The organism is Paenibacillus sp. FSL H7-0737, from assembly GCF_000758545.1.
In the GTDB taxonomy this organism is placed as follows: Bacteria; Bacillota; Bacilli; order Paenibacillales; family Paenibacillaceae; genus Paenibacillus_AQ.
The window spans coordinates 5,513,357-5,532,392 of record NZ_CP009279.1; the positions used below are offsets into that span (position 1 = coordinate 5,513,357).

Annotated in this window: 17 protein-coding genes; 2 read left to right on the forward strand and 15 right to left on the reverse strand. The window is 42.4% G+C overall.

All coding sequences use genetic code 11. The features are described 5' to 3' along the window. Positions 1 to 15: 15 nt before the first annotated feature. The 5 genes from H70737_RS24095 to H70737_RS24115 form a co-directional block, all read right to left on the reverse strand. Positions 16 to 858: a carbohydrate ABC transporter permease gene (locus tag H70737_RS24095; RefSeq protein ID WP_081390001.1), complete on the reverse strand. Its 843-nt coding sequence runs from the start codon at positions 856 to 858 to the stop codon at positions 16 to 18. A gap of 13 nt (positions 859 to 871) precedes the next feature. Beyond that, entirely contained in the window at positions 872 to 1,747 is an 876-nt protein-coding gene (locus tag H70737_RS24100; protein WP_042191374.1) for a carbohydrate ABC transporter permease, read from the reverse strand. 85 nt (positions 1,748 to 1,832) lie between these two features. Beyond that, positions 1,833 to 3,239: an ABC transporter substrate-binding protein gene (locus H70737_RS24105; protein WP_042191376.1), complete on the reverse strand. Its 1,407-nt coding sequence runs from the start codon at positions 3,237 to 3,239 to the stop codon at positions 1,833 to 1,835. Positions 3,240 to 3,252: 13 nt separating this feature from the next. Beyond that, on the reverse strand, positions 3,253 to 3,894 hold the full coding sequence (locus H70737_RS24110; RefSeq protein ID WP_042191378.1) for an SGNH/GDSL hydrolase family protein: 642 nt from the start codon (positions 3,892 to 3,894) through the stop codon (positions 3,253 to 3,255). Positions 3,895 to 3,898: 4 nt separating this feature from the next. Continuing rightward, on the reverse strand, positions 3,899 to 4,810 hold the full coding sequence (locus H70737_RS24115) for a dihydrodipicolinate synthase family protein (protein ID WP_042191380.1): 912 nt from the start codon (positions 4,808 to 4,810) through the stop codon (positions 3,899 to 3,901). A 523-nt stretch (positions 4,811 to 5,333) separates the two neighbouring features. Here H70737_RS24115 and H70737_RS24120 point away from each other — a divergent pair. Continuing rightward, positions 5,334 to 5,519 carry a hypothetical protein gene (locus H70737_RS24120; protein ID WP_042130754.1) on the forward strand — a complete coding sequence of 62 codons (186 nt, stop codon included), beginning with the start codon at positions 5,334 to 5,336 and terminating at the stop codon, positions 5,517 to 5,519. Between the two features lie 180 nt (positions 5,520 to 5,699). Here H70737_RS24120 and H70737_RS24125 read toward each other — a convergent pair whose 3' ends face one another. From H70737_RS24125 to H70737_RS24160, 8 genes are all read right to left on the reverse strand, one after another. Beyond that, positions 5,700 to 6,974 carry a Gfo/Idh/MocA family protein gene (locus H70737_RS24125; RefSeq protein WP_042191382.1) on the reverse strand — a complete coding sequence of 425 codons (1,275 nt, stop codon included), beginning with the start codon at positions 6,972 to 6,974 and terminating at the stop codon, positions 5,700 to 5,702. 92 nt (positions 6,975 to 7,066) lie between these two features. After that, positions 7,067 to 8,749: a response regulator gene (locus H70737_RS24130; RefSeq protein WP_042191384.1), complete on the reverse strand. Its 1,683-nt coding sequence runs from the start codon at positions 8,747 to 8,749 to the stop codon at positions 7,067 to 7,069. A gap of 13 nt (positions 8,750 to 8,762) precedes the next feature. After that, positions 8,763 to 10,496 carry a sensor histidine kinase gene (locus tag H70737_RS24135; RefSeq protein WP_042191386.1) on the reverse strand — a complete coding sequence of 578 codons (1,734 nt, stop codon included), beginning with the start codon at positions 10,494 to 10,496 and terminating at the stop codon, positions 8,763 to 8,765. Between the two features lie 45 nt (positions 10,497 to 10,541). Continuing rightward, a complete protein-coding gene (locus H70737_RS24140; RefSeq protein ID WP_042191389.1) occupies positions 10,542 to 11,426 on the reverse strand; it encodes a carbohydrate ABC transporter permease in 885 nt (294 codons plus the stop codon). Positions 11,427 to 11,460: 34 nt separating this feature from the next. Beyond that, positions 11,461 to 12,366 (reverse strand): ABC transporter permease, encoded by a 906-nt coding sequence (locus H70737_RS24145; RefSeq protein ID WP_042191391.1) that lies wholly within the window; start codon positions 12,364 to 12,366, stop codon positions 11,461 to 11,463. 90 nt (positions 12,367 to 12,456) lie between these two features. Next, positions 12,457 to 14,121, reverse strand: coding sequence for an extracellular solute-binding protein (locus H70737_RS24150; RefSeq protein WP_042191393.1), 1,665 nt, complete (start codon positions 14,119 to 14,121; stop codon positions 12,457 to 12,459). A 294-nt stretch (positions 14,122 to 14,415) separates the two neighbouring features. Then, complete coding sequence (locus H70737_RS24155) at positions 14,416 to 15,345, reverse strand: phosphotransferase (protein ID WP_042194446.1); 930 nt, start codon at positions 15,343 to 15,345, stop codon at positions 14,416 to 14,418. Between the two features lie 243 nt (positions 15,346 to 15,588). After that, positions 15,589 to 16,137 (reverse strand): pyridoxamine 5'-phosphate oxidase family protein, encoded by a 549-nt coding sequence (locus H70737_RS24160; protein WP_042191395.1) that lies wholly within the window; start codon positions 16,135 to 16,137, stop codon positions 15,589 to 15,591. 172 nt (positions 16,138 to 16,309) lie between these two features. Between H70737_RS24160 and pdxR the strand changes: the two genes are divergently transcribed. Continuing rightward, positions 16,310 to 17,743 (forward strand): MocR-like pyridoxine biosynthesis transcription factor PdxR, encoded by a 1,434-nt coding sequence (gene pdxR / locus H70737_RS24165; protein WP_042191397.1) that lies wholly within the window; start codon positions 16,310 to 16,312, stop codon positions 17,741 to 17,743. Positions 17,744 to 17,930: 187 nt separating this feature from the next. Here pdxR and H70737_RS24170 read toward each other — a convergent pair whose 3' ends face one another. Next, the gene (locus H70737_RS24170; RefSeq protein ID WP_042191399.1) at positions 17,931 to 18,395 is read right to left on the reverse strand and encodes a DUF8821 family protein; all 465 of its coding nucleotides are present in this window, start codon (positions 18,393 to 18,395) and stop codon (positions 17,931 to 17,933) included. Between the two features lie 305 nt (positions 18,396 to 18,700). Next, on the reverse strand, positions 18,701 to 19,009 hold the full coding sequence (locus H70737_RS31365; RefSeq protein ID WP_269321851.1) for an immunity 51 family protein: 309 nt from the start codon (positions 19,007 to 19,009) through the stop codon (positions 18,701 to 18,703). Between the last annotated feature and the right edge of the window lie 27 nt (positions 19,010 to 19,036).

Here is a 19,036-nt window from a genome sequence, read left to right on the forward strand (position 1 = left end):
ACTCCACATTTTTATTTATTCTTTGACTGCTCCTGCTGTAATTCCATTGGTGAAGAAACGTTGGAATAACATGAACACTAGCAACATCGGAATTGCAGCAATGGTGGCTCCGGCCATTTTATATGCGAAATTAGGATTCAGATCCTGCATTAAGGTTGCAGTACCAACCATTAATGTTTTCATTTTGTTCTCTTGGCCTATAACCAGCTGCCACAAATAATCATTCCAGACTTGCACGAAATTCAGAATAAATAAGGCTCCAATACCAGGTTTAATAATAGGCACCATGATGCGAGTAAAGATTCTCCATTCATTTGCACCATCTATTCTTCCGGCTTCTCTTAAAGCGTTAGGGGTTAAATCGAAGAATCCTTTTAATAGGAAGACTCCAAATGCACCCGCAACGTTCGGCCAAATCATACCGTTATACGAATTCACCATTCCAAATTGCTGTGTAATCCGGAATAAAGGCACGATCATAATTTCCTTAGGAATCATCAAGCTCGATATGAAAATAATGAAGATGATATCTTTACCTTTAAAATTGATCTTTGAGAATGCATAGGCAGCCATAGCGCCTACAATAATAACGATAATCGTAGATACGCCTGAGACATAAATACTATTAAACGTCCATCTCAAAGCCGGTTGGTTCTGAAACACATCCACATAGTTGGAGAATGTAATCGATTTAGGCCACCAGTCTGGAGGCATCTTCACAACATCTGAACTGTTCTTAAGCGAACTAGTGAATAACCAATACAATGGAAAAAGATTAAGGAGCGCGAAGAGGACAATGATCACATTCGATATCACATCAAACTTCTCTCTCTTCTTCTTATTTCTTATTTTCGACATGTTGTATTCCCCCTCACTTCACCTTAATCATGCTTCGTAGCTGAGGCACAGATAATAACAAAGTAATCACGAACATGATAACGCCTACCGCAGAAGCTACGCCGAGTTGGTTGTACTTAAAGGCATTATTATAGAGGTAGTACATCAAAGTTACCGATGAGTTGTTCGGTCCGCCGCCGGTTAATAACTGGATGACTACAAATATTTTTAGAACAGCAATAATATTGATAATCGTAATATAGGTCGTTGTTGGTCCTACAGAAGGAATGAGGATCTTCGAAATTACTTGCCATCTGCTTGCACCGTCGATTTCAGCTGCTTCAAAAAGCTCTTTAGATACACCAATCATCGAAGCAATATACAGAATAATAGCTTGGCCCACGTTAGTCGCGAAGGTCACAAAGATCACTACTGGCAAAACTGTCTTTGGATTTCCTAGAAGATTGATCGTCCCAAGACCCATATCTTTATATATAAAAGAAATAAGTCCATTAGCAGGATTCAGCAGGAAACTCCACACCATACTCATTACAACCATGGATACCATGACCGGGATATAATAGCTCCCTCTTATAAAGGAAACGTACTTAGCGTTCTTATCAAATACAGCCGAGGCTACAAATAATGCAAAGCCCACTGTAAGTAGGACGATAAAGACTACGAATATAATCGTATTGAAGATCGCCTTGAAGAATACCGGATCATTAAACAATGTGGTGTAATTAGCCAGACCTACAAACTTCTCACTATCATAATTAATTTGGTATAAACTCAGGCGCATCCCTTCTAAGATCGGATAGACAAGAAAGGCTAAGAATACTATCATCTGAGGTAAAATAAACAGATAACCTGTAATATTCTCTTTTAGGTAATTACTACGTAGTTTCATATCGTTTACCTTTCTAATTAACAGCCCTTGGAGCCACTTCAGACTCTAAAGGCTGTTAATCGTTTATTGTTTACCTGTTCTTAGATTATTGGAAAATGACAGAGCTAGCTTTATTCGTATCAATCACTTTATTACCATTGGTTTGATAATCTTGTACAAACTGTTCTGGTGTCTTTGCTCCCATGTAAAGCGCCTGTAGATCAGGGTACAAAACTTCTCTTAATTGGCTATATCCTGGAACGTTGCCCGTGAAGTTGAACAAATATTTTGAATTGGCATCATAAGCAGCAAAGAGAGGATTCTCTGACTTAAGTTGTTCAGCCACGGAGCTTCTCACAGGAATACCATTCTTAGAGGATTTAACTAATTCAGGATCACTTGAAAAGAACTTCACGAAATCTTTAGCGACTTCAGTCTTTTTCGCATCTTTGGACTTGAATACACTTGCACCCACTACATAAGTAAAGGATAGAGGATCTCCGCTTTCGGACGGAATATTAGCAAGACGCATATCAAACTTTGGAGACGTGCCGGATTCCATATTTGCTTTTGTTCCATTGAACAAGATTGGATTGGTAAAACTGATCGCTAGCTGCTGATTCTGGAACATGGCATTGGCATCATTGGAGGATACAGATTCAGCACCCGGATTTGTATATCCACCGTCATATAATTTTTTCAACCATGTAGCAGCTTTAACTCCATTCGCATCATTCAGAACAATGTTCCCTTGGTCATCGAAGAACTTGTTGCCGAACATTCTTAAGTATGCAAGGTTCCACGTATCTCCTTGGTTATTCACAGCGTACAGTGCCATTGGATAGGCATTAGAATATTTGTCCTTCGGAAGATTATTTTTCAGACCATCCAAGATTTGTTGATATTCATCCAAGTTCCAAGTCTTAATTTCGGACTCTCCACCGACGAACTTTTCTAAACCAGCCGCTTTAAACATGTCTGCGTTGTAGACCAAAGTGCCTGGATTGTGTTGGAATGGGTAGAAGTACACATCTTTTCCGAACGTTACTGCATCCCAGTAATTTTGTGCGATATCACTTTTCGCTTCCTCATCGATGATGTCAGTCAAAGGCTCCAAAGCTCCACGGTGAACATAATCGCCCATTGGGAATACGCTTTCAAAGAAGACATTTGGTGGCGTTCCTCCGCTCAAGTTAACATTGAGGAGTTGGTCGCGCTGATCTCCGGCAATGACTTCTACCTGAATGTCAGCATCATACTTATCATATTGTGCCTTGAATTTCTCAGCTGCAGCCTTAAGGAAGCTATCATAGTCAGCTCCTTGTTCCGTTGCATCCACAACACCCTTCCACTGAGGGGTCAGCCATACTTTAATCGCCACTTTTTCCTTGCCAGATTTAGCCGTATTATCGGATGTATTAGAGCTTGCTGCGTTGTTACCAGAGCATCCTGAAATCAGTGAAATAATTACCATTAATGCAACCAATGTCGAGAGTAAACGTTTCTTCTTCATTTTAAATCCTCCCCTATTCTAGTATCCGTTTGACATGATATTTCACTAAATCAGCCATGTTCCGATGTCCTTGTATATCAAGATGCATGTAATCTATTTCATTCATCGATACATATTCTCTGGAATCAATAAAGTGGATATCTGTCCCCGAAAGCAAAGCTGCAAGATGCTGAGAGAGCTCCAAAGATTTCTCGCTACAATTACTTCCCATTGGCTTACCAATAGGAGTATTCAAATACTCTGCCCCAATGGGAGGAGGAGCGATCACAAGCACTTCTGGAGCTTTTCCGGCTGGACCTGCCCCGCTCCCTCTAGCTTTATGAGCGAGTCTAACAATACCTTGTGCGATGTTATAAGAAGTTAGTGCAAATCTTTCTTTCGTATCATTCGTCCCAAGCATGATCACTACCAAATCAAGTGGTGCATGTGACATGAGGCATGGATAGAGATAAGCTATTCCGGCTAACCCTTCAAATAGCGGATCGTCACTAACACTGGTTCTACCAGGAAGCCCTTCCTCTATGACCCGGTAAGTGTTGTACAGTTCTGATTGTAGAAGTCCGGTCCAACGTATTTCATCATTAAACCTTTGGTCCGTCTTTGCGTCGTAGCCCCAAGTATTGGAATCACCAAAGCATACGATGGTTCTCTTCATTGCATTAACCACAATATTTTTCGATCGCTTGATCAATCAATTTCATAATATCTGCGATTGGACCAGCATCTTCAGCGGCTACCCCTTCAAGCGGTGCTCTTACACTACCAATGTTTACGCCTCTTAATCTCAGAACCTCTTTAATTTCCGCATACATAGAACCCTTTAGGGAACAAAGCGCGATGATGATATCGTTGATCTCACTTTGAAGTTGTCCTGCTTCCTCAAACTTGCCGGCAAGTACAAATGTATTAGCTTGCAAGAACAGCTCCGGCATAACTGCATAAGTACCACCAATGCCAGCATCGGCTCCCATGATTCTTCCCGCAACATACTGTTCATCCGGTCCATTAAAGACCACTACATCTTTTCCACCCACTCTTTTGAAGCGTTCAATATCCATAGGTGGCATAGAAGAATTCTTAACGCCGATAACTTTTTTATTAGTAAGCAGTTTCTCGAATAAAGCTGGAGTTAGTGTATATCCCGTAGTCTGAGGAATGTTGTAGATAATGAATGGTAGAGGAGTTGCCTCCATAATATCGCTCCAGTATTTAGTTACTGCACTATCAGGTAATTTGAAATATATAGGTGGGATTGCGGATAGTGCATCATATCCTAAGCTCGCCGCATGTTTTGCTAATTCGATACTATCTCTAGTAGAAGGGGCTCCTACATGAGCAATCAGTGTCATTTTACCTTTCAGGTTACTAGCTACATAGCTAAGTACCGCTTTGCGTTCGTCCAGACTCTGGTAGATACATTCTCCAGAACTACCTCCCACATAAACACCTTGAACTCCTTTTTCAAATAAGTAATCACATAAGGCATGTGTCCGGGATTCGGAAATATTTCCTTGATCGTCATAGCAAGCATAGAAGGCAGGTATAATTCCGTGGAACTTGTTGAGTGTCATTGATAATCCCCCTTAAGATGTGAACGGTTTCTTTTCTACATATTCAAGATATCACTTAAATTTGGTTCTGTAAATTATTTTCTCTATTTTTTTAAAAATAAAATTTATTTCCACCAGAATAACAATCATACTAGAAAAATAGTTCCATTTAAGTGAACGCCCATAAAATAAGACCTTATTTTCCAATTAAAAATAGAATATCGGACGATATATGCAGCTCTAGTTATGATCAGAGCAACACTATCTACGACCTTAAAGTCATCTACCGAATTGGTAATTATCAGAAATTATTTGCGATTCGCAAGGGCAATAGATTATCATTTTAAATCTAATAAAAATGTCTCCTACAAGGAGACACTTTTCTCCATAGGAAGCACAAACCCTAATTAACACACAATGTTCACCTAAAAACTGTGTTTTTCACGTGGACACAGCTTTAAAAAACTAATTTCTATGATATAATGAAAGCGTAACCAGAACAATACAAAATATATTGTTTCTTCGCCAAAGGAGGCTGGAGGAAATGCTAGCAGGTCTTAAAGAACTTAAAAATTGGGTAACGGAAAATTGGAATCCAACGATGAATTCAGGTAATGAGGATTATCAAAAAATGGAATATTCTGTGCAACGCCACTTGCACACTCCAAGATCCCCAAAACCACTCACCTATGAAGAAGAAGCTCGTATCAAGACTGTTAAATTCCATTAATCTCACCACCTTTAGATACAGATTGACCCTATAATAGAATCTTGTCCTAAGGCCGCAGATCCGGAAGTCATTCCAGTAGAGCGGTCTTTTATTATGCCTTGAGATTATGTACCAAAAAAACCTCCCTCTCCATGACGGCATCCCATCACTTCGAAAGAGGCTTCCTAGTATCATTTGATCTTATACAGACATTTCTCCTTTCTTCTGCAAGTCCGAAAGCTTGACCGCCTGACCTGCGTTCAATCTAGAATGTTCCGACGCGAATGCGATCAAATGACTCTGAAGGGATGCCGTCGCCGAGGTCAAGCCTTGCGATGGATTACTGTCGAATTGACGCACATTCCGCAGGAATGAGCTTACCATACGGTCATCGCCGCCTCCATGGCCATCGCCTTCCACATTGCAGCCAATCTCAACCTTCTCGCCCGATACATAGCGGTACAGCGTGAAAGATCCTTTGTCCATATCCCCGATGATCTCGCCTTGAGTTCCCATAATTTGAACCCGGCGCGTGCCGCTCTGTGTCAGCCCTGACATGATGAACGATGCATTCGCTCCGTTCTCGAACTCCATGTTGACTACCTGGTGATCCACGACATTATTATCGCAGCGATACACGCAGCGACCCCACGGTCCTTCCTTCAGCGCCTTCAAGATCCCCTCTTGCGACAAATCATTCGTCATATAGCGTGCCCAAGGGTGTTCCGGGGGCTGAATATATATTTTCATCGCCGAGAAGGCGCATTCCTTCTCAACCTCACAGCCGTTGATACAGCGATCCGCGGAGCCTTCCGGAGCGTTCTCCGCCCTGAAATGCAGTAATGATCCGTACGAGCTCACGCTTGTACACGATTGATTCATAAGCCATGAGATGAGATCCAGATCATGGCATGATTTGGCCAGGATCATGGGACTCGTCTCCTCCGAATTGCGCCAATTCCCGCGGACATAACTGTGTGTCATATGCATGTAGCCCACATTTTCGGTTAATTGAATCGTACCTATCGTTCCGAGTTCACCGTCTTCGATGCATTTTTTGATCCCAGACCAGAACGGGGAATATCGCAGGACATGGGTTACGACGAGCAATCGCTTATACCGAAGCGAAGCTTGCTCCAATTCGATGCATTCTTCCATGGAAGGAGACATCGGCTTCTCTAGCATGACATGATAGCCTAGCTCCATCGCTTTCATCGCTGGTATATAATGCATCCGATCGAGCGTAGCAATTATCATCACGTCCGCCATTTGACCCTGATCGAATACTTTCTCCCAAGAATCGTAGACATGCTCTGGGGCAATTCTATGAATCTCTGCAAATCGATTTCTACGTTCATCATCCGGCTCAGCTACGGCAACAATCTTTAATTCATTCGGGAACTTCTCCGCGTAGGGCCCATAAATAAATCTTCCTCGACTGCCAGCGCCAAGTAATACAGCTGTTAATGTTCTCAAGACTACTCCTCCTCTTGCGCACCTAGTGTACTTCCATTGTAAGGCGGTAGGAACGGAGGCAAAAGAGATCGTTACTGACATTTCATATACATTTATTGACCTTGATTCTGTATATGAGTCCTTGCCATACGGAAATCTTGCGGAGTTGTTTCATTCTGCTTCTTGAAGAAGCGAATAAATGCAAGTGCTGAGTTGTACCCCAGGGCAGCAGCAATTTCATTCACTTTCATCGATGTGTTGAGCAGCATATCCTTGGCGATCAGGTTACGATAGTCGTTCACATATTTAGATAACCCTATTCCAGTGATTTGCTTATAAAGTCGGGATAAATACGATGGATTCAAGCTCACGTAATCGGCCAGCGCATTTAAGGAAATATCAGTGGAAATATGTTCTTCAATATATCGATGCACCTTATTCACGACCTCTGTCGGCAATTGCGTACCCCGCAGCGCATTCCATTCGAAGAAGCAATCCGCCATTTGCGAGAAGTATTGAATCAGCTCCGACCATGATGCGGAATCTCCATAGCGATATAACTTATCCAGATCCATCAGCGTATTGATGTAATCCCGAATTTCCCGATTCTTATGGATATAGAACAGAAAAATAGCTGAAAGCGAATGATACAGTTCGATCTTCCTCTCATTCGGCGACTCCTCATCATTCCAAATGGACGTTAGTTCGGCATACAGCTTGTTGAATTGCTCCCGATGATTATTCTCGAGACAAGACATCAGCAATTGAACACGGGCGTGATAGAAGGCATCGTGGTAGTTCCCACTCAGATCACCGTTCACTTCTCTTTGAATGTCTTTATCGGTCAATATGACCTCATTAAATAATCCATGTCCTTGTACCAGGCCGTATTTGATCGAGTGAAACCGATCAGATATGTTATCCCATGTCGTTGCTTCACTTCCAAGAAGGAAAGAAACCGATAAACTCAGCAATCTCTTGCAATTTCCCTGCACAGTCTCCAGAATTCCGCTCGTATACCGATGAGCTCTGATCCAATCCTGATCCCCATATTCGATAGACGATCCATCCGGGATTTTCGGTTGAATCATCCAGACGATTTTGGATAACTCGAATACAACGGAATAGCATCTGACCTGCGTGGACAAATACTCATCGCAAATGTTCTGTACGGCGTAAGTCAATAACGCTTTATCCGGCGTCGTGAACATTTCTTTCCATGCGTCTACCCTGCCTATGAGCAAGTAAACCGGCAATGTCGCATCAAGCCGGATATCGATTTCTTTGAACGCCTGCTTTAATTGGCTATCCGATACATGCTTGCCTTGAAAGAGCTCCCACACATACTCTTTTTGCAGGGAGGGCAATGCCAGTCTCATTTTGGATTGCGCTCTAGCGATCATCTGTTCTTGGTTATTTTCTTCTTCAATTTTCTCAATCGCCCGTTCTACGGACTGAATAATTTTCTCATCACTTTCGACCTTCAGAATATAATCGAACCCACCGTACGTAATTGCGCTCTTAGCATAATGAAAATCATTGTATCCTGTTAAGAAAATAACTTTGCAGGCCGGCCACTGGGATTTGATTTCCCGAAGCAGCTCAATCCCTTCCAGTCCAGGCATCTTAATGTCGGAAATCACGATATCAATACGATGATGAGACAGTACCTCCAGTGCTTCTTCACCTGAATATGCCTTCATAACCTCGAGTTGTAAATGATCGGTCTCATTGAATAGCTCCAGAAGACCATCGACAATAATGGGAAGGTCATCGACGATTAGCAGTCGGTACATGCTGATTCCTCCTCTAGTTCGCGCTTAGATTGATTCTTACTTGAAGTCCACCAAGAGCAGAACGTGACACTGTAATGCCATATTCCTCACCGTACCGCAGTTGTATTCTGCGATGCACATTTATGATTCCGGTTGTTTCCTCCATCCGAGTGGTGGATTGACGCAGTCGCTTCTGAAGCTGTTCGATCTCCGCATCGGAGATGCTTCGGCCATTATCTTCGACATAGATGGAGAATACATCACCCACCCGCTCACAATGAACCCATAGCTCACCCTGCTGAATCATATTGCCCAAGGCATGCTTATAAGCATTTTCGATGATCGGCTGCAGAATCAGCCTCGGCACGAAGAGATCGGGAACATCACCTTCGAACTTGACTTGAATACGGTCTCCGTAACATATGGTTTGCATGTCTACATACGTGCGAGAATGATTGACCTCCAGCCCCAGCGGAATATCATCCTCGTCATCACGAGTAATGAACTGAAAATATTGTCCGATGTACAGGCAGAATTGATAAGCCTTTTCCTTCTGATTCTCGGATTTAATTAACCGGCACAATACAAAAAAACAGTTATATAAAAAATGAGGATTAATTTGCGATTGCAATCGTTTCAGTTCGGAACGCTGGTTCCTGATTTGCTGCTCGTAATTTTCCTCGATTAGTGTTTTCAAGGATCGGATCGTATTATTAAAAGCTTGGTACAAATACCCGAACTCATCGGCTCCACGATCGATCACGATCGGTTCCAGCCTATTCTGCTGAACGCGCCGAAAGGAATGCACAAGTTTCATTAATGGCCGATAGATAAATCGTAATAGAAAGTAGGAGAAGAAAACGACAATACCCACAGCTAGCACGCAAGCCCACCAGAACAATGTTCGATAGATCTCAAGAGAACCCAAAATCGTCTCTTCGGGAATGCACATAATCGAATAGGAATTCCAGAGACTGGAGTATTTATATACCGTAAGAAACCGCTTACCATTATACATAATCGTTTCGTATCCTTCGTCTTTTTGCAATTCCCGCTTATCCGCAGCGAAGGATTTCATTTGTTCCAGCAGTTCCGGATCCATGTCACTCTCGATCTCCCAACCACGTTCCAGATTGAGCAATACGCTCTGTCCACCACGCGAGCTGCCGATTTGAGATAACGTTTCTCTGATTTTGATAGTCGATAATTCAACCGCTACGATATAAATCGGATTTTTAACGGTATTAATGGGGTATTGCATGGAAATAAATAATCGATCGTTCCAGTAAATGAAAGGTTCTTCGTATAATCTCTTGTTTTGCTGCATAGAAGCATATTCCTGCTTATTCATCGAAGTTTCAAATTTATTGCTAAGAATCGTTCGGTCGATAAGAGGGATATACGCCCTTGCTTCTTGAATAAATGGACTTGAGTTCTTCATCAATTCAAGCCGTCTTTGGATATCTAATATTTTTTGCGCACGATCGTAATAACTCATGTAATTGCCTGTAGTTGCAATTTCCATCAAATCTTTGTCCATCACATAGTTCGGCAAATAACGGCTGATCCGGTCTGCTTCCTTGTCGAGTGAATCCAGATAGAAGCGAGTCGTATTTAGAATAGACTCGGAAATTTCACTCCGAATATTGTCCGAACCCTTCTCATTAATCAACCAGGTAATCGCCATGAGCGGAAACAAGGCTGCCAGAAAGGCAGCCATTATTTTCTGGAATATAGAGGAATCTTTAATCAAGAATCGGATTTTCATCGTTTGTTCTCCTGCAATGCAATGTCATAGTTTGAGTGCCCTATTTTATTCTTTGACACTCCCCATCACAATTCCTTTAATGAAGAACCGCTGCAAGAACGGATACACGATAAGAATCGGAAATGCTGCTACGAATATTTGAGCTGCCCTGCTCGTACGATCGGACAATTTGATCATTAATTCTGCCCTCTCAGGTTTAATAAAGCGGAAATCCATTTTGATAATGATCGTCTGCAGGAAGGTCTGCAGCGGATAATTCTCGGGATGATTCATGTAAATCATACCATCAAACCAGCTATTCCAATGCCCCACCATAGTGAAAAGACCTGTCGTTGCCAATGCCGGCAACGATAGCGGCACATATATTTTCCATAAGGTAGTAAATTGACCCGCCCCATCGAGCAGCGAAGATTCCTCAAGTTCTTTGGGCAGACTGCGGTAGAAATTCAGCAGCAGAATAACGTTGAACACCGTGACCGCTCCCGGCAGCACCAAAGCCCAGATTGTATCGAGCATCCCAAGGTTCTTCACGGTTAAATAGTTTGGAATAAGCCCGCCACTGAATAAAATCGTGAATACGAAAAACCATGAATAGAAGGTCCGCAACCGAAATTGGCGAGAATCTTTGGATAATGGATAGGCCGTGATAATCGTCAGGAACATGCTGATTGTCGTTCCCATAAGGACCCGCTGAATCGATACCCAGAATGCGCGTAAATATTCAGGTTTTCCAAATACGTTAGCATAAGCAGCCGTTGTGAATTCAACAGGCCACAGGATGACTTTTCCGGCGGATGCTGCCTGCCCGGAGCTGAACGAGAGCGCCAAAATATGAATAATAGGCATGAGGCATAACAAAGATACGGATGCCAGAAAAATAAAATTACATATCAAAAACAATTTTCTTCCGAATGATCTGTTAGTACGCACGATGTGTCTCCCTTCTGAATTACCGCCGATTGCATTAGAAAATGCGGTAATTCGCTACACGATAGGCTAAGATATAGGACATAGATACGAATATGAAAGAGATGACGGATTTCAGCAGTCCTACGGCCGTAGCGAAACCGAACTGTGCTTGCTCAATCCCCATACGATATACGAAGGTATCGATAATATCCGCGCTTTCATAGACGGGAGGACTATATAGGTTGAAGATTTGATCAAATCCGGCATTCAGTACATTCCCGATACTAAGCGTAAACATGAGAACGATAATAGGAAGCATCCCCGGCAGCGTCACATGTAACGTCTGCTTAAAGCGTCCTGCGCCGTCGATCTCCGCTGCCTCGTACAGTGACGGATTAATACTGGTAAGCGCAGCCAGATAGACAATCGTACCAAATCCGAACTCTTTCCATACATCCGATATGACCATGACATAAGGGAACCATTTGTTGTCACCCAGGAAAAAAACAGGGTCGATACCAAACAAGCCAAGCACTTGATTGAGAATACCGGAAGATGGAGACAATACATCGATTAGAATACCGCTTAACAAGACCCATGATAGAAAATGCGGCAAGTACACGAGCGTCTGGAAGGTCCGTTTGACCCATTCTTTCCGCAGCTCATTCAGAAGTATCGCTATGGTGACCGGAACGATCATACCTGCTACAATTTTCATCACCGCAATGTATACTGTATTGAAGAATATCCGGCCGATATCGGGGTAATCCATCAGTAACTGAAGGTTTTTAAGACCAATAAATGGTGAGCCGAACAACCCTTTATTCGGTACGTATTTCTGAAAGGCCATCATAATGCCGGCCATCGGGATATAACTGAAGATGAGGACCAATACGATCCCAGGAACCAACATCAAGTGAAGCGGCCACTCCCTCTTCCACATACGCGTTAATACATTCATGCCATTCACCTCGCTATAGGACTAAAAAATGAAGAACTAGGTTAAAGAAAAGAGAGGTCGTTTGTGTTCAACCCCTCGATTCTCCTGCTATCATTGTTTGTGAGTCGCGTACCATTCATTGACTTCTTTGGTCATTTCGTCGCCGCCAAGCTTTTTCCACTCTTCTACGAATTTATCGAATTCATCCACGGATACTTGATTCATCATAATCTTGAAGTATACTTCATCCCGCTTCTTCTTCAGGATTTCTTGTCGATCTGCCATGGTTGGAGTCGGTGCGCCGTAGAATTTGTTTTGTAGGTACTGTTTATTGTTCTGAATTTCAGGAACAAGTGAATATGCACCTTTTGGACCTGAGATCAGATATTCCCACCACATGTTGATATCGGTACCGTCAACATACTTCATGGCACGCTCGTAACGAGTTTTTTGATCTTTCGTCTCCAAAATGCTTTCGTCTTTGTTCTCGATCGCTTTTGGCAATATTTCACCGTTATTATCCTTTTGTTTACCAACACGAAGCGGGCTTAGAAGCCAGTAGTTGTTGCCTTTCTCCTTCAGGTCTTTACCATACTCATACACTTTCTGTTCTGGCGTCGGATGATTATCCACGACAATCCAATGGTTCAGCAATTTAATAACGCCTTCCGGATGCTTCGCTTGCTTGGAGATAACATAATATTCGTCAACACCCAAACCTATCTGCGATAGTGCAGGTTCGCTATCCACCGATGGAATCGGGAATACGCCCCACTCTTGTACGACTTTACCATCCTTTACTGCGCCTTTAGCGAGCTGAGCCGGTACCCAAGACTGGCCGTATACGATACCTGCGTTGTTGTTATAGAGGAGCTCTGCTGCTTTCTCCACATCTTTAACGACGAACTCAGGATCAATTAATCCTTTCTTGAACATTTCCTGCAGCGCCTTAAGTGCGTCTTTCACTTGAGGCTGAATGTCACTGTTGACCAAATTGCCATTTCCGTCTTCCATCCAAAGATTTTCATAAGCATGGTAACTATTCAAGAATGCTATTAGTCCTGTTACAGCTGTGGACTGGTTGTTAAATGGATCTTTGCTAATTACAATTCCATACGGTTTCCCAGTGCCGCCTGGATCTTTTGTTTTGAACGCTTCGGCGATCGTCAAGAGATCCGCCATCGTCTTCGGTTCCGGCAGGTTCAATTTCTTCAGCCAGTCCGTGCGTACATAGAGGAACTGATACTGGTACGGATTATAAGAACTTGGAATCCCCATGAGTTTACCGTCGAAAGTGGCGGTCTTCAGTTGCATTCCGCCATCCATCGACAAGAATTTCTTAGTCTCATCTGTCGCATTCTTGTCATATACGTCCGTGATATCCATAATCATATCCGCTTCGGTCAGCTCTTTCAGCTGTGTAGCATTAACCTTCATGAAGTCCGGAAGATCATTGGAGGCGATGGACATCTTCACTTTTTCCTTGAATTGAACGTCATCGGCGGACACCCATTTATTCGTGAGCTTCACGCCGATATCTTTCTCATACGCATCATAGACCGAGTTCTTCTCAAAGCTTTCGCCCTCATCGAATTTGAGATACTGATCGCTTGCCGAAACTGTTGAAACTTCAATCACTTCATTTTTTTGTTCCACAGGTGTCTCAGGCTGCTTCTCAGGCTGCTTCTCCCCTTCATTTGTGGTTTTGCCGCATGCCGTGATAGTTAAACTTAGGATCAATGCGACGATCAGAAGTATTCTACTTTTTTTCTTCATATTACCCCTCCACATTGTCTCAAAATAGGTCGTGCATCTACTTCATGCTGCTTCTCTTCCTAGTTCTAGTATAGGAAAGGAAAGGACCCCCATCTATATACTAGTCTTTACTTTCGTATACACCTCTTGACTACCGTCAGGCTTGTCCCTAGGACGCACAAGAGAGAGGGAGTCTCCCTAGGTTAGGTTGACTCCCCCTTCGTTGAAACGTTACCGTGTATTAACTCGAATATTCAGCTCCCCACGATATTTGACAAGAGATAACGCGCCGCTTCTTGCTTCATTTCCATTTCTTCATTTTTCGATAAACCTAAGCGCACGTTCAGATTGATATTCAGCTAGACCTTTTGCGAATTTTTGATCGGGAAATCCTCTGTGCTGTAGCTTTAAACCCGCTGAAGTTAATGATATATGGTGATGCAATTGATAAAATAACAGCCTATCCGGATCAAGCTTATCGTTCTTAAGATACCGATAGAAATCTCCAAATCGCATCTCCAAAAAACTATGCTCATGCTCAATATCAAAGAACGCTGCTCCTTCGATATCGATCAGAAAGGGCTCCAGCTTATCATTAACCAATACATGGTCAGGACCCAGTTCCCCATGAATAAATCCATACTGCTTTCTAGGCTTAATTCTTGATTCAAGCTCATACAACTTATCGAGCAGTTTACTTTGATTAGACCCAATCTTCTCCATATGCTGAGAGGCGTAAGCTAGCTGTACTTTCGCATTTTCCATTTGTAATGAATGACATTGTTCTGTACTGATCTCGTTAGCATTGGCTTTCCCAAAAAACTGCCTTTCGGTGGTATGCATTGTAGTAAGCATATCCCCCAACTGCTGAAACACTTTATCTTGAGCAGCTAACTCGGAATGTTGGAAAAAGGTTTCTGCCTTACGTCCATCTATATATTCAACAAGCGCATAATCAAATGGGTAACGATCTCTTTCCTTGTTCAGATCATAAAGTGCTGGGGTCTGAATTCCATGTTGTGTTAAATACTTATTGTTTAATTCAAACAAATCACTTCCATAGGACTGTTCATTTATATCTTCATTCGCTTTTTCTTCTTCAAAATAATTCATGGAAAGATCCCACACATACAAAACGCAGGAAAATCCATTACTGCACTCAATCTTGTAGACCACCTTTTGTGCGCCACCATGCATTCGTGAAACACGAGCAACTAAATAACTGGTGCCAAAAATCCGTCCAATATAATCCTGTAAGTCTGCCTGATCGATATGATAGGTTACGTCCATTAACAACACTCCATTTATTAAGTTTTGCCGGCTTCACAATAGTAAATAAAATCCAGCCCAAAGTATAGACTTTTTCTTTCTGATCAATTATGATGTTGAATAAGGTCTTGAAAAAAATAAGCATACAAAAAGCCTTTGGATTTTATTCCAAAAGGCTTTTTTTGATGAAATTTCTAGCGAAACCGGCATATCTTGTGGTTAAACTTGACGCTCAGTATCCATGTCCTTTTTATACATTTTTTCCGCTTCAATAGGACTCTCTTTTGCCGTCATGTGGCTTGGAATTACCCTATAAACTTGAACCGGACCGCCGAATACAGCTGATCTATACTTCTCCACATGCTGCTTGGATAGGGGGCGATTATAGTAACCTGGTACATACTTATTCATCATTTCCTGAAGTACATGAGTGGCTTCATCCAAATCCGTGATCGGTTCTGCTTGTCCGAATATCATTACGCTCATATAAGCTGTATCCGTTTTCGCAGGTACCGGATCCGTAATGGTTCCGTATTCCTCACATACCGTAAAACACACCTCTGAATTATCACTCATCACCTGATTACGCCTTCCGTCTCCAGCCCCGTGAAAATAGAGTTTCCCTTCTGTCCATACATAATTAAGTGGCACAACATAGGGGAGATTGCCATCAGCCAACCCAAGATAACCCAATCTCGCTTGCTGAAGGAACCTTTCAATCTTCTCTTGATCCAGGCATTCCCTGCTCTTGTAACGAACCGAATTCATATCGATATCTCTCCTTTAACTCTAGTGTGCGGCAACGACCAAATTGCGAATACCAGCGTTGTTACGGTAGTATATCAATGTATGGATTGCATTAAAATATCCAAAAACGACCGTTTAAAGCAATCCATAATTAATATTATTATGATTGGGCTTCTATTTGGAGGTGTGTACGATGATGAAAGTAATTCGTAATGATAAGAGACCGATCTGGCAGCAATTGCTTGATCAAGCAATTCATAATATTACTAGCGGAGTCTGGGCGCCAGGAGAATTACTAATCCCTACCCGCGAACTTGCTCACATCGTAGGTGTCTCACGCTCAACTATACAAATCGTCTATGAGGAATTGTTAAGTCGAGGTTATACAGTTACCTCTCGCCGAGGAGGAACGCGAGTTAGTAGATGGAAGCAATTCAATGTGTCATCAACGAAGGAAATAGAAACAGAGGGTCCCACACCTCCTTCACTCTCCTTGTTAGACTCAGCTGTTGATCATTTACATGACTGGTTCAGAGGTAAAGAACAGCTAGAAGTGGATATTGATTTCAGTCCTCATGAACCCTATTTGGATGAACAATTTCAAAAAAGCTGGCGGCAATCGCTGCTCCACGCATCTGCTGAAATGGATTTATCAAGCTGGGCTTACGGTAATTGCTACGGTTACACACCATTACGTGAGCAAATACAGCGTTATTTATCCCTTGAACGGGGCATACATATCCAAACTAATCAGATTCTGTTGACCTCAGGAGCTCAGCATAGTATCGATTTAATCGCACAGTCGCTTTTAGCTGATGGGGACACAGTTTCAGTAGAAGATCCAGGTTTCCCAGCTGCTTGGATGGCGATGAAATATCGACGAATGAATGTGGTACCTATTCCCGTTGATGAGTATGGTCTAGTGGTGGAGCATATTCACCCTCAATCCAAACTGATCTTTGCCACCCCTTCTCACCAGTGCGCAGTAGGGGTCGTTATGTCAGAGCCCCGTCGGCAACAATTGCTACATAAAGCGGTTCAAGAACGGTTTTGGATCATTGAAGACGATTATGATAGTGAATTCCGGTATCGTGGGGAGCCACTGCCAACGTTGTTTAGTCAGGCATCCAATAATACTTTGTATCTCATGAGTTTCTCTAAAATGATTGCTCCTGGCATTCGTATTTCGGCTATTATAGGTTCAGTCGAGGCAATTGCTCAACTAGCGAAGGTACAGGAACTGACTTACCGTCATCTTCCGATTATGGATCAGCTAACACTAACCCATTTCATTAAAAATGGTCATTTTATGCGGCATATGAGAAGAGTCAGAAATGTATATCGAAGAAGACACGAAGTCATGACAAAAGCTATTATGGCTAGTGGTTTAGGGGAGCGTTTTACACTCAGTGGAGTAGAAACAGGATTGCATATGTTACTTGAGGCTGAGGAATCATACGACGAAGAAACAGTGACAAATTTAGCCCTACAACATGGAATACGTGTTTACCCTCTTGGACCCTATTGTCTGGATAGCAAAAGAAAGGGATGGGTATTGGGGTTTGCAAAAGTAGATGAAGCATCAATTGAGCAGGGGATACATCGCCTTGCGGAGATAATCCTATAAAATCATTCCGCAGGATTAGATAAATTAAAAGAAAGTATGGACTTTAAATTACTTGGTCCGATGGTTACAGTTACCGTGAATCCCTTGGTTACGCCCTCATTTTAAGATACTTGGCTTATGCAGATAGCAAATAAATAAAGCCTCTATCCCGCCACTCGGAATAGAGGCTTGTATTATTCTTACTCCTTTAATACTCTCCTTTGATTACAAAATACGAGCCACGGATTGTACCGGCTAGTTTAGACTTTTGCCTAGCAAATTTAAACTTCTCTTCTAACTCCTTTGGTATCTCCATCCCCTCAGAAAGCTTAAAACCAACGGCTCGCTTCTTAGGATCATCAACCGTATACATGACATTAACCTCAAGTCCGTCTTCATAAAAGACATAAGTGAATTTAATATTTTCCACTTGAAAACGCGATGTTTCTAAAGGTTTTGCCGCAAACTCAATATTACGTTCTTCTTTTAAAATTCGGCTCACATAATCAAGGTTTTCCTGGCTTTCGCTAGCTGGGACAACTGTAAATTCATGCTTGTACTTGTTCATAAAATAACGAGCTTCATTCGCACGTAAACCAGCAAGCGCCTCTGCTACAGGTGAAGACTCTACTCCGACCGTAGACACATTTTTAAAATCAACGATATACGTCATTTCCATCTCTCCTTTTCTCTCATTATTCCCTATCAATAGAATACAATAACTAAAATCTTAACTATATTATATCAAAAATAATCTACTTCACATGTTCAAATCTATGCCCGTAACTTTCTAAAAAAGAGCATCTGCTGCAAGGCGGCCAAGACTTATAGCCTTCATCCTTGCAGCAGATGCTGACGGTCAGCTAAAAACCGTATCATCCATATATTGGTGCCAACGAAAACTAACCTTGAAACGGATTCCTACCTGATGCATTCTCTCAACCTTCTGCGTGATCCAGCCCTTGAATACTATTGTGATCAATCGAGCTCCGCGCGGGAGAATAGATCCCGGATCAACGTCTCATCTTCACAGGCCTGCTTGAACCGCACCGCGAACTGCTTAATAGCTTCGCTATTCTCCGAATAAGCACAGAACATATCCGCTTCCGGGTCAAAATGAATCGTATCTACCCATTCAGGCATATATTCGTTCACAAACACAGCCGCCAAAGAAGCCCAATCGTACCCGTTGCCTTCAAATCCTTCGTCTGCCCGGGCCTCAAACACTTCCGATCGGTAGCTACCCACATTTAGAATGACAGACATGCCTCCACCTTGCTGATCCACGAGTATAAAAGGGGCAACGTCCTCTTC